The sequence below is a fragment of the Sorangium sp. So ce204 genome, assembly GCF_051526795.1.
GTDB lineage: Bacteria > Myxococcota_A > Polyangia > Polyangiales > Polyangiaceae > Sorangium > Sorangium cellulosum_B.
This window is the reverse complement of sequence record NZ_CP150317.1, coordinates 1,954,389-1,968,628: the sequence shown is the minus strand read 5'-3', so window position 1 is coordinate 1,968,628 and position 14,240 is coordinate 1,954,389. Positions and strand designations below refer to the sequence as shown.

Annotated in this window: 12 protein-coding genes; 8 read left to right on the top strand and 4 right to left on the bottom strand. The window is 71.5% G+C overall.

Going from position 1 to position 14,240, the window contains the following annotated elements; genetic code table 11:
- Window positions 1–96: 96 nt before the first annotated feature.
- From WMF22_RS07355 to WMF22_RS07345, 3 genes are all read right to left on the bottom strand, one after another.
- A complete protein-coding gene (locus tag WMF22_RS07355; protein ID WP_437298406.1) occupies window positions 97–1,134 on the bottom strand; it encodes a hypothetical protein in 1,038 nt (345 codons plus the stop codon).
- Window positions 1,125–1,751, bottom strand: coding sequence for a hypothetical protein (locus tag WMF22_RS07350; protein WP_438035297.1), 627 nt, complete (start codon window positions 1,749–1,751; stop codon window positions 1,125–1,127). The genes WMF22_RS07355 and WMF22_RS07350 overlap by 10 nt, the downstream gene beginning before the upstream one ends.
- A 1,274-nt stretch (window positions 1,752–3,025) precedes the next feature.
- On the bottom strand, window positions 3,026–3,544 hold the full coding sequence (locus tag WMF22_RS07345) for a hypothetical protein (protein ID WP_437298404.1): 519 nt from the start codon (window positions 3,542–3,544) through the stop codon (window positions 3,026–3,028).
- A gap of 131 nt (window positions 3,545–3,675) precedes the next feature.
- Here WMF22_RS07345 and WMF22_RS07340 point away from each other — a divergent pair, with 131 nt between their 5' ends.
- The 5 genes from WMF22_RS07340 to WMF22_RS07320 all read left to right on the top strand — a co-directional run bounded on the left by WMF22_RS07340 (window position 3,676) and on the right by WMF22_RS07320 (window position 7,528).
- A complete protein-coding gene (locus WMF22_RS07340; protein ID WP_438035296.1) occupies window positions 3,676–4,176 on the top strand; it encodes a hypothetical protein in 501 nt (166 codons plus the stop codon).
- 307 nt (window positions 4,177–4,483) lie between these two features.
- Window positions 4,484–4,966 (top strand): glycosyl hydrolase, encoded by a 483-nt coding sequence (locus WMF22_RS07335; RefSeq protein WP_438035295.1) that lies wholly within the window; start codon window positions 4,484–4,486, stop codon window positions 4,964–4,966.
- Window positions 4,963–5,589 carry an RNA polymerase sigma factor gene (locus tag WMF22_RS07330; RefSeq protein ID WP_437298401.1) on the top strand — a complete coding sequence of 209 codons (627 nt, stop codon included), beginning with the start codon at window positions 4,963–4,965 and terminating at the stop codon, window positions 5,587–5,589. Before WMF22_RS07335 ends, WMF22_RS07330 begins: the two co-directional genes overlap by 4 nt.
- On the top strand, window positions 5,582–6,499 hold the full coding sequence (locus WMF22_RS07325; RefSeq protein WP_438035294.1) for a hypothetical protein: 918 nt from the start codon (window positions 5,582–5,584) through the stop codon (window positions 6,497–6,499). The genes WMF22_RS07330 and WMF22_RS07325 overlap by 8 nt, the downstream gene beginning before the upstream one ends.
- A gap of 9 nt (window positions 6,500–6,508) precedes the next feature.
- Window positions 6,509–7,528 (top strand): hypothetical protein, encoded by a 1,020-nt coding sequence (locus WMF22_RS07320; protein ID WP_438035293.1) that lies wholly within the window; start codon window positions 6,509–6,511, stop codon window positions 7,526–7,528.
- Window positions 7,529–7,531: 3 nt separating this feature from the next.
- Here the strand turns inward: WMF22_RS07320 and WMF22_RS07315 are convergent, their stop codons facing one another.
- The gene (locus tag WMF22_RS07315; RefSeq protein ID WP_438035292.1) at window positions 7,532–8,386 is read right to left on the bottom strand and encodes a LamG domain-containing protein; all 855 of its coding nucleotides are present in this window, start codon (window positions 8,384–8,386) and stop codon (window positions 7,532–7,534) included.
- A gap of 348 nt (window positions 8,387–8,734) precedes the next feature.
- Between WMF22_RS07315 and WMF22_RS07310 the strand changes: the two genes are divergently transcribed.
- The 3 genes from WMF22_RS07310 (at window position 8,735) to WMF22_RS07300 (ending at window position 14,229) form a co-directional block, all read left to right on the top strand.
- Window positions 8,735–10,189 (top strand): DUF1592 domain-containing protein, encoded by a 1,455-nt coding sequence (locus WMF22_RS07310; RefSeq protein WP_438035291.1) that lies wholly within the window; start codon window positions 8,735–8,737, stop codon window positions 10,187–10,189.
- A 70-nt stretch (window positions 10,190–10,259) separates the two neighbouring features.
- Window positions 10,260–11,837, top strand: coding sequence for a DUF1552 domain-containing protein (locus tag WMF22_RS07305; protein ID WP_437298396.1), 1,578 nt, complete (start codon window positions 10,260–10,262; stop codon window positions 11,835–11,837).
- A gap of 79 nt (window positions 11,838–11,916) precedes the next feature.
- Entirely contained in the window at window positions 11,917–14,229 is a 2,313-nt protein-coding gene (locus WMF22_RS07300) for a di-heme oxidoredictase family protein (protein ID WP_438037244.1), read from the top strand.
- Window positions 14,230–14,240 lie beyond the last annotated feature (11 nt).

The window sequence follows — 14,240 nt, the reverse complement described above, 5'->3', positions numbered from 1 at the left end:
CGGGAGCTCGATGGTTCGAGCTGGCCCGTCGCATCGTGACCATGTGCCCGGTTGGAAAGGTAATCGCACGGCGCCTCCATTCCCCCCGATACGCGCTCACCTACCGATGAGAAAGTCAACCTGGCCGAACTGACTGGAATTCAGGCCGAAGCGCCGCGCGAGCCTCACGTCAACCAGGCGTTTCACGGAGATGGGCAGGCGGACGCCCGACGACCGGAGCCTCCAGTCGGCGTCCGCGAGCTCGTAGAGGACATCCGCCGCTTGCACCGCGAGCGCCTGGGTGTCGGGGATGGCAGCGAACGTCCCGAACTCCGCGTGCTCGTTCACGAGCGAACGCACGGCCACGACCACCGGCGCGCCGAGCCGGTCCACGTAGGGCAGCCAGACGTTGGTCAAGAACCTCGGGCTCAGGAGGCCATTGTCGTTCGGCAGCCAGATCGCGTCGACCTTCGCCCGCTGGAGGTTCACGAGCGCGGCGCGGAGGTCCTGCACGCGTGGCTTGTTCGAGAGCTCCTCCTTGACGAAGGCCAGCTTCTCGACGTGCATGAGCGCCTCCTGTCGCGCGATGTGATCCGCGAAGCCCCGGCGGTAGACGACGCCGACCCGATGAGCGTCGAGGCCCAGCGTCCGCAGGCCCACCATGGCCGTGACCGCCGGCACCTCGTAGGAGATGGCGACCGAGTTGGGGACGGTGCGCTGGAGCTCCTCGGCGAAGGACGCCATCAGGATCAGCGCGACCGGCGGGGTCGGGACGGTGCGCGCCCACTCGCGATACAGGAGCACGGTCGAGTTGTTGACCAGCACCACAGCCTGCGGGCGATCGCGGGCGACGATCTGCGCCACGAGGTCGGGGCTCGACTCCTCGCCGCGCAGCAGCGAGATGATGACACGATGTTCCCCGGACAGCTCGACGCGGAGCGATCTCAGCATGTCGTCGAGCTGCGGATCCGAGGGGGCGATGACGGAGATGACGGGCCTCGCGTCCGGAGGCGGCGGCTTGAGCGTCGGCGCCGGGTCGCTGGCGACGGGCGTCGCCGGGCCGGACGAGCAGCTCAGGGACAGCACGAGCCCCGCGAGGGCGGAGGCCCGCAGCAGCGAGCGCCGAGAGAGGGGACGCGTCGACCTTACTTCCATTCGTCAACCCCCAGATCGGCCAGCACGTGTTTCGGAAGCCTCCGGATCGCGCCCTCCACCGGCTGGCGCTCGCTCAGGAACGTGACCGCCACCAGCCCGACCTTCGCCGTCGAGAGGCTGAGGATCGTGAACGTCATCTTGCTTCTCGACTCGAAGTCAGAGCGAAATCGCTCGGGGAGGAGGACCGCATCAGCCGTCTGGAACTGGAGCAGCTGCAGGAGATCTTCGATCTTCGTGACGCGCTGGACCTCGGGCGCGGTGCTCACACCCAAGAGCCCGGCTACGAACTTAGGGAGCGATTTCCGTTCGACCAGATCGACGATCCCGTATCTGAGACCGGAGAGCATCTCCTTGGTCAGCGCCCTCGTCGAGACCAGGAGGTACTGCTCCGCGTCGCTCCCCGCCATCATGCCCTGGATGTCGGCGGTCCGATTGAGCGAAGCCAGGACCGGCTTTGGCGAGAGGGCCGCGTCGGGCGGGCTCGACTCGAGCGCGGCTTTGAAATCGCTCAATTTTCCGAACACGGTGACATCGACGCCGGGCATCGACTCCTCGATCTTCTGCTCGAGGGCGCGAGCGCGGAGCGGTGTCACCGCATACACATAGAGCGTGGCCACGGGCCCAGCCGTGATAGGCGGGCTGAGCAGCAGAAGACAGCACCCGATGAGCAGAGCCGCCGCCAGCAGGGCCGCCGGCGCGCGCGTCGATCGGAGCCCCCGGCGAAGCGGAACTCCGGTCCTGTCGGGCCAAGCGCGCTCGGCGAGAGTCCTGAGGAGTGAGCGAAATCCCCCGTGCCGAACCGGAGGAGCCGCGCGGTTATTTCGTGGGACCCACGATGATGCCCAGCGGGTTGCGATTCGCGCCCGACACGCGAGGTGCCCCACGGCCCGCTCGACCGCCGATCGCCGTGCCCCCGTGGAGCGCCTGCAGCTCGTTTCCACCAGGCTCATTTCCTCCCGGTCATCATGGGTAGGGAGCGTAGCCGATGGTTAACCCTCTTTGTCAAGCGCCCCCTGGGAGGCGCCCCCGCGGCCCCACCGAGCTTGGCGAAAGGGGGACGCCGGGGAGGGTGGCGACACCCGACGGCCGCTCGCCCGCCAGCAGCCGGCCAGCAGGACCACGCCGGAGCTGCCGAGCAGGACAGATACCGGGGCGAGCGCTTGACACGCTCCTCACGCACCTCGGTCTCAGGGCTCGATCTCGAGTCCCAGGATCGGCATATCCCCCGCGCCGCGCAAGCAAGAGATGGCGCCTCCGAGAAACCAGCAGACGGCGCCCCGGATTCGCGCGACACATCATGCCTCGTCGACCTACATGGTGAGCGATGGTGCATCGTGATACCCGGTAATTTTGCCTTGTCACGCACAAACCGCGGAATCCATGGGTGCGCCTTCGCTCCCTGCCACCGAGCTCGAAAGCTCGCGCGTCGCGCTCGATCTACTTACCGCTTGCGTACTGCTGGCGCTCTGCCGCTGGCGCTCTGCTGGTGGCGCTCTGCTGGTGGCGCTCGCCGCTGGCGCAGGACGATCGTGGCGTCCAGCTCTCCGGTGCGGCGTCCCGCCAACAATCGCTCCGACAAACTGATTGTAGTCCATCGGGTCGCCACACAGCAACCCTCGCGAGCCGCGGCCGCAGGGCCGGGGTGTCGCGGATCACAGCGGGTGGCGCGCCCGAGAGGCGCGGGTGCCGAGCGCCGCGCAGACGTGAGGCAGGGCCCCTGCGGCCCGGCGTATTTGCAAGGAACTCTCGTGACCTGGGGAACGAAGGTTCCACTCGAAGGGCGCTCGGCCAGCGGACGGGCAAACCGCTGCCCGCCGCTGCCCGGAGCGCCGGGCGAGCGGAGCGGCTCGATAGGCGAGGCGGCGCGCCGCGCTGCGGCGCGCCGTTCGTCTCAGTACCACTCGCTGCCGAGGCCCAGCGTGAAGGTGAATGTCGGCCCCTCTGGCAGGAACACCGGGTGGAGATCCGCGCTGATGGCGAAGCCGCTCCGCCGCGCGCCGCTCCCGGCCAGGCCGCCGAGGATCAGGGCGCCCCGCGCGTGAGCGCCGAAGTACCAGGCCGCCGTGCTCTCACAGCCGGCGCTCGGGAGCGGGATGCCGCCCTCCGGGACCTCCGCGCCGCAGGTCGCGACGGCCACGTAATCCATGGAGGGTCCCGCGCCGAGATCGAGGAAGTGGAACAGCGTGAAGCCCGCGAGCACCGAGTTGTAGTCGATGAACCCCGCCTCGAATCCAGCGCTGTTCTCGGTGCTCTCGGGGGTGAGCGTCACCATCGGTGTGTTCTGGTAGTATATCCCGAAATAATGGTTGACCTGGACACCGAGCCGGCCCGAGAGCGCAAAGACGGCCCCCGTGCCCGTGGGTGACTCGATGATCCCGCCGCCGAGCGTCGTACCGAAACGAAAGCGCATCCCGTCCTTCTCGTCGTCCTCGGGCTCCTTCGGTTTCTCCTCGGGAGCGGGCGGAACCGGCGCGGGCGGCTCCGGAGCGGGCGTGCGCGCGGCCGGCGCGGCCCGCGGCGCGGGCGGCGGTGCAGGCGCAGGTGTCGACCGCGGCGCGGGCGGCGGCGCAGGCGCAGGTGTCGACCGCGGCGCGGGCGCAGGCCGCGGCGCAGGCGGCACCGGCGTGGGAGATGGCGGCGGGAACGGCATGGGAGCGGGCGCAGGCGCAGGCGCCGGCTGCACCGGAATCGGCGCAGGCGCGGGAGCAGGCGCAGGTGCGGGCTGCACGGGTATCGGCGCAGGTGCGGGCTGCACGGGTGTCGGCGCAGGCGCCGGCTGCACCGGTGTCGGCGCAGGTGCCGGCTGCACCGGTGTCGGCGCGGGCGCCGGCTGCACCGGTGTCGGCGCAGGCGCCGGCTGCACCGGTGTCGGCGCGGGCGCTGGCGCGGGGGCCGGCGCTGGCTGCACCGGTGTCGGCGCAGAAGAAGGCGGCGGTGCTGGCTGCGCGGAGGCAGACGGGAGCGGCTCTGGAGGAGGAGGCGGCGGGAGGGGAGCGTCGCCCTGGGTCAAGGCCGTCGCCGAGACCGCCAATGGAACGGTGAGCGCCGCGAGCGCGGCAAGCCAGCGAGGGGGTGTCATCCGGTCTTCCTCGATGCGCTCCTCGCGGCCGTCAAGCGCGCGGAGGTGCGCGCTGTCGGTCGCGGTGCGCCGCAGCGGATGATCCGCCCGCGAGCCGTGGAGCGCCAGCCCATCGACGACCGCCCGATGAACGTCGCCCCCCGTCCCTCCACTTTCCTTCACGGAACGCGGCGGCTCCGGTCACCAGCCCCTCGATCCATGCGCCGAGCTCGCCAAGCCCTCCGCTGCGGTATCCGCCCCCTGCCCGGGATCCTCTTCTCCGCGGCTTGCGTGGAGGAAACGCTCCCCCCGGAGGCGACCGCGGGCGGCGGCACTGGAAATGTCCATGAGACGAGCGGCGCGGGTGAGGGCGCCGCCGACCCCGTGGACCCCGGCGGCACCGGCGGCGAAGCGGGGCACACCCCCGGTACAGGGGGCGGCGGCGCTGGCGACGGCGGCAGCGCTGACTGGTACGCTTGCGGCCGGCCGGCGCTCGAGGGGTACCTCGGCGAGCTCGAACGCGACGAGCGCCCGATCTGGCCGACCGAGCTCTCGTGCGGCGACGGCGCGGATCGGTCGCCCGAAGCGCAGGCGGCGACCATGCGAGAAGCGGTGCCACTCCTCGAATCGGACCCCGACGTCTCCCGGTACGCCTGGTTCTCCGGGCGGACCGGCGCGATCCCCAACGTCGACCTGCTCGGCGCGAGCGCCGAGCTCACCGCGCTCGGCGAGCTCCACGTCTCGCGGCCCTACGAGGAGGAGCGCAGCCCGTGACGGCCCGCGCGGCGGTCGCTCCGTCGACGCCTCCGCCCGCCGGCGCGGTGGCCGCCGTCCCCGCGGCCGGCGTGCAGGCCGCGCCGCTCGACTTCGCCGAGGTGTACGAGGAGATGTTCCCCTTCGTCTGGCGGACCGTGCGCCGGCTCGGCGTGGACGCCTCGGCGCACGAGGACGTGTGCCAGGAGGTGTTCGTCGTCGTGCACCGGCGGCTCCCGGAGTTCCTGGGCCGCTCGTCGCTGAAGACGTGGGTCTTCGGGATCGTCGTGAACGTCGTGCAGACGCACCGGAGATCGCTGCGCCGCAAGAGCCCCGCCCACCGCGGGACAGGAGAGACCGTGGATCCCGAGCTGCTCGCCGGGCCGAGCAACCTCAGCCCCTACGAGGCCATGACGAGGGCGGAGGCCGCGCGCGTCGCGCACGAGCTGCTCTCGTCGCTCGACGAGGAGAAGCGCGTGGTGCTCCTCCTCGCCGAGCTGGAAGAGATGCCGGCGGCGGAGATCGCGCGGGGCATCGGGGTGAACGTCAACACCGTGTATGCGCGGCTGAGGGCCGCTCGACAGGCGTTTTCCGACGCGGTGCACCGCCACCACGCCAGGATCCGAGGAGGCCGCAATGGATGAGCTGGGGGCCGGGGAGCGAGCGCTCCTGAACGCCCTTCGTGACGAGGACGAGCCGACCGACGACGACAGACGCCGGACGCGCGCGGCCGTGTGGGCGAGGCTCGGCCTCGCAGGGACGGCGGCCACGGCCACGGCCGTGGCCGTGAGCGCCGAGAGCGCCGGAGCCGCCGGCTCCGCGAGCGCCGGCGCGGCCGCGCACGCGGTCGGCCCCGCCGCCGCGAGCATGGCCGCGAGCGCGAGCACCGCGGTCGCACAAGGCGCGGCCATCACGCTGCTCGGCGCCCCGATGAAGATCGGGCTGGCGGCGCTGATCGTGGGCCTCGCGACGGGGGCCGCGCTCTACTTCCCGACGCCGGGCGAGGCGCCCGATGCGCGACGCGCGCAGGAGGAGGCGGCGGGCGCGGCCGAGGCGCCCCGAGCGGCGCGCGCCGCCGCGCCCTCCAGCGCCCCGGTCGACGGGACGCCTGCGCCCGCCGAGGCGAGCGCCTCCAGCAAGGCCGGCGCTCCCGAGGCGTCCAGCGCGCCCGCCGAGCCGAGCGCCGCGCCCCCGGCGGCCGCCGCGGCGCGCACGACGGCGTCGCGCGCGCCCCGGGCGGCGGCCGCCGCGAAGCAGGGCTCCGAGGGGCTCGACGCGGAGATCGCGCTGCTCCGCGACGCGCAGCAGGCGCTGCAGGCGGGCCAGTTCGCGCAGGCGCTCTCGAAGCTCGACGAGCACGCCAGCCGGTACCCGAGGGGCGTGCTCTCGACCGAGCGCGAGGCGTCGCGCGCGATCGCGCTCTGCCGCTCCGGCCGCGCGCCGTCCGGCAGGGCGATCGCGGCGAGGCTGCTCGCGAAGAGCCCGGGCTCGCCGCTCGCGACGCGCGTGCGCGCCGCGTGCGGACAGGAGGAACAGGAGGAACAGGAGGAGTAGAGTGCGCGGGTGCACGTCTCGAGGTGGGCGCATGCGCCGTCGATCCTTCCGGCGCTGATCGTCGCGGCAGGGCTCCTGCCCGCGCGCGCGCTCGCGGCGCCCGCCGAGCCGCGCACCATCGATCTCCGCTGGGAAGCGCCGGCGGGGTGCCCGCCGGTCGACGAGGTCCGGAGCGAGATCGCCCGGCTGCTGGGAGCGTCGGAGCAGCGCCAGCCGATCGAGGTCGAGATCGCGATCGCTCGCCAGCGCAACGAGCGCTACCGGCTCGATCTGCGAATCCGCGCGCCGGCGCCGGGCGAGCGGGTGATCCGTGGCGACGACTGCGCGTCCATGTCGCGGGCAGCGGCGCTGATCGTCGCGATGTCGATCGATCCCGACGCGGTCGCGCGGAGCGCCGCCGCGCAGCCCGCGCCGCCCCAGGCGGTCGCCGCCCCCGCCGTCAGCGCGCCGCGCCCGCCGCCTCCCGCGCCGCGCCGCCGACCGCCCGCGGCAGCGCGGCCGTCCGCTGCGACCGAGCGCGACGTGGAGGGAGCGCTCTGGCTGAGCGCGCAGATCGAGCAGGCGCTCGTGCCGACGATCGGCGTCGGGCTCGCCGCGGGCGGCGGGATCCGCAGCGGCTGGTTCCGCGCGGACGGCGCGGCCGGCGTGGTGCCGTCGAGCTCGAGCCACATCGCGGGGCTGGCTGCAGGCGCCGAGTTCCGGCTCTGGTTCCTCGAGGTCGACGCGTGCGCGCTCCCGCTCGATCGCCCCATCCGCGTCTACGTCTGCGCGCTCGGCCGCCAGCACTGGCTCCGCTCCAGGGGGCGGGACGTCGATGAGCCGTTCACCGTCACGACGCCGATCTTCGCGGCCGGGCTCGGGACGCTGCTCGAGTGGCGCATCGCCGCTCCCGTGAGCGTCGAGGGCGCGCTGCACGCCGTCGTCCCGCTGAGGCGGCCCCGCTTCGTCGTCGAGAACCTCGACGGCGTCGTCTACCGCCCGCCGGCCGCGGGCCTCAGCGCGCGCCTCGGCCTCGCGCTGGCCTTCTGAGCCTCAGGGCGACTCCGGGCCGGCGCGCCACGCGGCCTCGATCGCGCAGCCGGCCAGCGCCCCGCGGTAGAGGCGCAGCTCGTCGTAACGCCCTCCGAAATACGGATCCTGATCGAACTGGGACCGCCCGAGCCAGTTGTTCGCGTCCTGGATCGCCGAGAGCGGAAAGCCGACCGGCGTGCTGCCGAGGAGCGCACCGTCGAGGTAAAGCGAAAGGGTCCCCGCCCCGCCGTCGAAGACGGCGGCGAGCTGATGGATCTCGGCATTCTCGAGCGTGGGCGCGGTGGTCACCTGCACCTGACCCGCGGCGCCGCTGTCGCTCGCGAGCGCGGCGATACCCGGCGGGTCGAAGCCCGTCGAGGGGGTGATGACGAGGTAGGACCGCCCCACGCTCGAGTCGCCTTCGACGGGATCCTCACCCGTGCTGCCGATGCCGAAGTCGACGACGCGCAGGTACGCCCCTCCGCCGTTGCGGGCGACCCAGACCATGACGGTGACGTCGCGGAGCCCCGCGAGGAGCCCCGCGGGCAGCTCGACGTAGTCGTCCTCTCCGTCGAGGGTGAGCACCCCTCCGCCGTCGAGGCTCGCGCCGCCGAAGATCTCGCCGTCGGCGCCGCCGACCGTATCGGCGACGACCGCCCCCACCCCGTCGAACGAGTACCGATGAGCCAGCGACGGCAGCGCATCGCAAGGGGCCGCGCCGCCGCCCCCTTCCCCGCCGCCGCCCGCCTCGCCGCCGCCGCCCGCCTCGCCGCCGCTTCCCGCCTCACCGCCGCTCGGCGCCCCACCACCACGCCCCCCTTCCCCGCCGCCACGACCACCTTCCCCGCCGCCGCCCACAACCGACGTCGGAGTCATACGGCCCACCGCAATATCCATATCTGCCCCACATCCGGACAAGCCGAGGAGCAGCACCATCATCGTAGTCTTCCGCGCGCACGACACAGGCTGATCCTAGCGCGGGTGTGCGGTCGATTCGATCACGAAAGGCGCGCGCCCCGGCGACGAGGGGGAGAGTGCTGATTCCACACGCGGGAGCCGACCATGATGTGCCGACTTGACCGAGTGTTCGCAAGTCCCTGGCTCGCCGCCGGGGGATGTCTCTTGAGCATCTCGTGCACTGGCATCCTCGGAGGTGATGACGCTCCGGGACAGGACCCTGGAGACGACGCCGTCGTCGCGCCAGGCGGGATGCCTTTGCACCACATGACAGCATCGGAGTACAATAGCACGGTCGCCCACCTCCTGGGCACGCGCCTCCGGCCGGCGGACGGGTTCCCGGCCTCCGGCGCGAAGGGCTTCGACGCGAACGCCAGCGCGCTCTCGAGCCTCTCGCAGGTGCTCGTCCAGGGGTATTACGACGCCGCCAAGAGCCTGGCGGCCGACGCGTTCTCGAACGAGGCGCAGCGCGCCCAGATCCTCGTGTGCGACCCGGCGGAGGACGCGGGCGACAGGTGCGCGCGCGAGATCATCGAGCGCTTCGGGCTGCGCGCCTTCCGGCGCCCGCTCGAGGCGGCGGAGGTCGACCGGTACGCGGCGCAGTACGACGACGCGCGCACCACCCTCGAGATGTCCCCCGTCGAGGCGGTGCAGCACGTCGTCCGGACCCTGCTGACGTCGCCGAATTTCTTCCTGCGGATCGAGGTCGGCCCCGACTCGAAGCGATCGCCGGGCGCCCTCGGCGGCCATGAGATCGCGTCGCGCCTCTCGTACCTCCTCTGGAGCTCGCTCCCGGACGAGGAGCTCTTCGAGGCCGCAGAGGGCGATGCGCTGGCCACCGAGGACGAGCTCCGGGAGCAGGTGGACCGCATGCTGGCCGACCCGAAGAGCGCCGCGTTCTTCCAGAACTTCTTCGGGCAGTGGCTCGGGACCCGCACGCTCCCGAGCCACAGCGTCGACACAGCGATGTTCCCGGGCTGGAACGACGAGATGAAGGGCGCGATGATCGATCAGGCCAACGCCTATTTCACCGGCTTCACGACCGGCGAGCGGCCGTGGTCCGAGTTCCTCACGACGCCCCACCCCGAGAGCCCGCTGCTCGCGCCGCTCTACGCGAACGACCCCGAGGCCGGGCGCGCCGGGTTCCTCACGCTCCCCGCGTTCCTCACGCTGTCTTCCCGCGCCGATCGGACCTCCCCCACGTCCCGCGCGAAGACGATCCTGGCGCAGCTCTACTGCGCCGAGCTGGCCCCTCCCCCCGGCGTGGATATCCCGGAGCTCGAGGCCGCGGGAGGCGACACGGGCACCGTCGACAACGTCCGCGAGAAGCTCGAGAAGCACCGCGAGTCGCCCGACTGCGCGGGCTGCCACGATGTCCTCGATCCCATCGGGCTGAGCCTCGAGAACTTCGATGCGATAGGCGCCTACCGGACCGCGTACCCGAACGGCGACGCGGTCGACGCGACAGGCGAGTACGGGGGCGCGGCGTTCCAGGACATCTCGGGGCTCATCCCGGAGCTCCAGAAGGACCCCCAGCTGGGGATCTGCCCCTCCGAGCAGCTCTTCACCTATGCGTTGCGCCGGCGCCCGGTCGGCGGCGACAGGGACGCGCTCAAGGAGATCGCCGCGCGCTGGGAGAAGGGGACGATCGCGGATCTGGTGAAGCAGGTGGTGACCAGCGAGGCGTTCCGCCTCCGTCCAGCGAAGGTCGGGGCGAAGTGAGGCCGCGGGGCGAAGTGAGGCCGCAGGCGCTGTTTCCGCACGGAACCAGGCACGAAGGAGCGATGCGCACATGAAACGCGGAATGACACGCAGGAACCTGTTGCGCGGCGCGGGCGTCTGCCTGGCGCTGCCGTTTCTCGAGAGCCTCGCGCCGCGCAGGGCGCGGGCGGGGGAGCCCGGCACGCCGAAGCGCTTCTTGCTCTGCACCTTCCCGAACGGGGCGCCCCACCACTGGTGGGAGACGGCGCCCGCGTTCGGCAAGACGCTGAAGGGCGCCGATTTCAAGCTGCCGAGGGTGCTCGAGCACTTCGCGCCGGTGAAGTCGAAGATGCTCATGATAAGCCGCCTCGGTAACCACACGTGGAGCAAGGAGCAGAGCGCGTTCATCGAGCCGTCCCACTCGCGCTGCATGGCCGCGCTGTCGACCTGCGTGGACGCCGATGAGCTCGGGAGGGCCGCGGGGCAGGACCTCGGCGAGTGGGTGGGCAACGGCGTCTCGGTCGACCAGCTCATCGTGCAGAAGGCAGGCCCGGAGCAGGCGACCCGCATCCCGTCGCTGCAGACGGGGCTCGGGGTGAAGCCCGGATTCTTCGACGGGCGCAGCTACGCCTACAATCAGGCCGTCTCCTGGAAGAGCCCGCGCGAGCCGCTGAAGCGCTCGGTCAACCCGAAGGCGGTGTTCGACGCGCTCATCAACGCGGGCGCCGCGAGCGCGCCCCCCGTGCCAGGGCAGACCGACGAGCAGGCCAGGATCGAGGCGGAGCGCCGCGCGGCGACCGAGAAGAGCGTCATCGACGCGGTGCTCGCGGACGCGAACTCGCTCATGGGCAAGGTAGGCTCGGACGATCGCAAGATCGTCCAGCAGTACCTGGACGCCCTGCGAGAGACCGAGAAGAACGTGACCCGCGTCCAGTCGACGATGACGCCGTCGAGCCTCGGCTGCAGCCCGATCGGCGAGCCCGGCGTGGTCCCCGAGCCGCCGGGGCAGCAGGAGGGGCTCAACGAGAACGACAGCACGGATGCCGGCGAGTACAAACACGACGATCACGCGAACGTCATGATCGATCTCATCGTCATGGCCATTCAATGCGACGTGACGCGCGTGATCACCCACATGCTCGACGACGCGCGCTCCGAGTTCGAGTACCGGTGCATCCCGGCCGACGTCCGCGCGAAGGTGGGCCTCGAGTACAGGGAGGGCAGCAGCCTCCATTATCACTCCTGCCAGCACGGCCCCGGCAACCTGGGCGCAACGGACGAGGGCGGCCGCTACGCGGTCGTCGAGCAGAGCAACCTCGATTTCGCGGCGATCAACTGCTGGCTCGGCCAGAAGACGGCGCAGCTCGCGCAGCGGCTCGACGCGATCCCCGAGGGGGATGGGACGGTGCTCGATCACTCGGTGATGGTCTACATGAGCGAGATGCGTACGCACGACCACGACGCGTACGATCTGCCCATCGTCCTCCTGGGCGGCGACGGCGTCTTCCTGAACGACGCGCACGTCGCGTATGGCCCCCTCGGCCAGGATCGCCAGCTCCGCGATCTGTGGTTCACCATCATGAACCAGTACTACGACCTCGGCGTCGCGTCGTTCGGCGAGGATCGCCGCGGCGTGCCGAACGCGCTCCTCGAGGAGATCCTGCGGTAGCTCTGCGGTTCACGGTCTCGATGGATGGGCTCACACCGGAGGTCGAAACGCGATGTTCGAAAGCCGCTCACGTCGGTTGGTGTCCGGGGGTCTCCATGTCGCGCTCGGGCTGCTCGTGACCTGCGCCGCAGAGCTCGGGTGCTCGAGCGACCCGTCATCCGCGTCTCCCTCGCAGGGGTCGCCTTCGCCGGAGTCGCCCTCGCCGGGCGACGGGGGCGGTCCGGAAGGCGCGCCGCCCTGCGAGGAGACGAGCGACGGGCCAGCGCTGCCGCAGGCGTTCGCGCTGAACTGCGGCGGCTGCCATAGCGCCCACGGCAAGCCGACCGGCGGGTTCCCCGATCTGTTCGCCTTCGACGGCACCCTGGAGGAGTTCACGGCGCAGGTGCGCGCGGGGCGCACGGGGGACGTGCCCATGCCGGCCTTCGGCGAGCAGCAGATCGCGACGGCCGACATCGAGGCGATCTTCGCTTATTTCTCTGCGGGAGCGCCGCCCGCGCCGGCCTGCGACGGCGGCGAGGTCGATCCCGGCGAGTGCTCCGGCGTGGACGGCGAGATCTCCCCGCTGTTCCCCTCGGCCACGGCGGGAAAGCCGATCACCACGACGGCCGCCGATGGGACGATCACGCTCGAGGCCGCAGGGCGCGTGCGCGGGCGCCACGAGAAAGAGGAAAAGTTCAGCCCGTACCAGCCGCGCTATTTCGAGAACCGAAGCTACAAGTTCATCGTCGAGGACACGATCCCGGCGGGCGGAAGCACCGTCAAGTTCACCTGGCTCCCCAACGCAAACGCATCGCTCAACCAGACCATCAATTTCCGCTGCTGGTACTCGGGCGAGGGCAACGTGTTCGACTCGAACAACGGCATGGAGCGCATCACGAACACCCACTGGGAGTTCGTCGTCGATCGCAACGCCAGGGACAGCAGGGAGATCCGCGCGGGAGATCTGCTGGAGTTCGAGTTCGGGGTGTTCCTTGACGCGGGCACCGTCGAGGGGAGGACGAGCTACTACAGCGACACGTTCCGCTACCGCGTCGGCAGCGGCGAGCTGACGCCGTTCAACGAGCCGAACGAGGCGGCCCTGTCGGGCGGCGACGGGACGATACCGTACATCTACGAGGAGCCTCATCTCTATTACGAGCAGATGGCGCTCAACATCCAGGAGAGCTCGATCCAGCCCTTCCTCGAGGGGCGCCGCCTGTTCCATACGGATTTTGCCACCGGCGAGCACAGCGAGGGCGGTAACCCCGTCTTCGACGAGCACGCCGGCAAGGCGGGGCCGCTCTCGAACCAGGCGGCGTGCGTGAGCTGCCATATCAACAACGGTCGCGGCGCCCCGCCCGAGCCCGGCGAGGCGATGGAGACCGCCGTCGTGAAGCTGTTCGGCGCGGGCGCGAACGCGGACGGCGGACCCATCGCCGACCCGAGCTATGGCCGGCAGCTGCAGGACAAGGCGCAGGGCGGGGGCGAAAGCGAGGGCACGGCCACCGTGGCCTACATCGAGCAGCCCGGGCAGTTCCCCGATGGCACGCCGTACGTCCTGCGAAAGCCCACGTTCCGCTTCGACGGGCTCTCCGCAGGGCCGATCGCGCGCTACTCGGTCCGCGTCGCGCGCCCGATCGTGGGCATGGGCCTCCTCGAGGCGATCGCAGAGGACGCGGTGCTCGAGCGCGCCGACGGGATGGACTGCAATCAGGACGGTATCTCGGGCCGTCCGAACCTGATCCCGGATCCGGTCTCGGGGGTGACGCGGATAGGGCGCTTCGGCTGGAAGGCGAGCAAGGTGAGCGTGCCCCACCAGGTCGCCGACGCGCTGGTGGCGGACATGGGCGTGACGACGAGCCTGTTCCCTGTCGAGGAGTGCGGCGAAGCGCAGACGGGTTGCCAGGCCGGCACGCGCGGAGATCCCGAGCTCTCCGACGAGGATCTCGACAGGCTCGCCGTCTACATGCGCATGCTGGGCGTGCCGCCGCGCCGCGACACGGCGGACCCGGCCGTCCAGCGCGGAGAGGCGCTGTTCAGCCAGGCAGGGTGCGCGAGCTGCCATGTCCCCTCGATGAAGACGGGGAGCCGCCACCCGCTCGTCGAGCTGCGGGATCAGCGCATCCAGCCCTTCAGCGATCTGCTCCTGCACGACATGGGAGAAGAGCTCGCGGACACGTCGACGAGCGACCACCTCGCGGGGCCGCGCGAGTGGCGGACGCCGCCGCTGTGGGGCATCGGGCTGCTCGAGGCCGTGAACGGCCACACCCAGCTGCTGCACGACGGCCGCGCGCGGAACGTCGTCGAGGCGATCCTGTGGCACGGCGGCGAGGCGGACGCCGCGAAGCAGCGCTTCATGGCGCTCCCCGCGGGAGATCGCGACGCGGTGGTCGCCTTCCTGCGCTCGCTCTGAGGGCGCGCTCC

Bases quoted from the DNA above. Each gene is read 5' to 3' on its own strand.
- WMF22_RS07345 (WP_437298404.1), bottom strand. From the start codon at position 3,544: ATGCGCTTTCGTTTCGGTACGACGCTCGGCGGCGGGATCATCGAGTCA.
- WMF22_RS07325 (WP_438035294.1), top strand. From the start codon at position 5,582: ATGGATGAGCTGGGGGCCGGGGAGCGAGCGCTCCTGAACGCCCTTCGT.
- WMF22_RS07315 (WP_438035292.1), bottom strand. From the start codon at position 8,386: ATGACTCCGACGTCGGTTGTGGGCGGCGGCGGGGAAGGTGGTCGTGGC.
- WMF22_RS07305 (WP_437298396.1), top strand. From the start codon at position 10,260: ATGAAACGCGGAATGACACGCAGGAACCTGTTGCGCGGCGCGGGCGTC.
- WMF22_RS07310 (WP_438035291.1), top strand. From the start codon at position 8,735: ATGACAGCATCGGAGTACAATAGCACGGTCGCCCACCTCCTGGGCACG.
- WMF22_RS07355 (WP_437298406.1), bottom strand. From the start codon at position 1,134: ATGGAAGTAAGGTCGACGCGTCCCCTCTCTCGGCGCTCGCTGCTGCGG.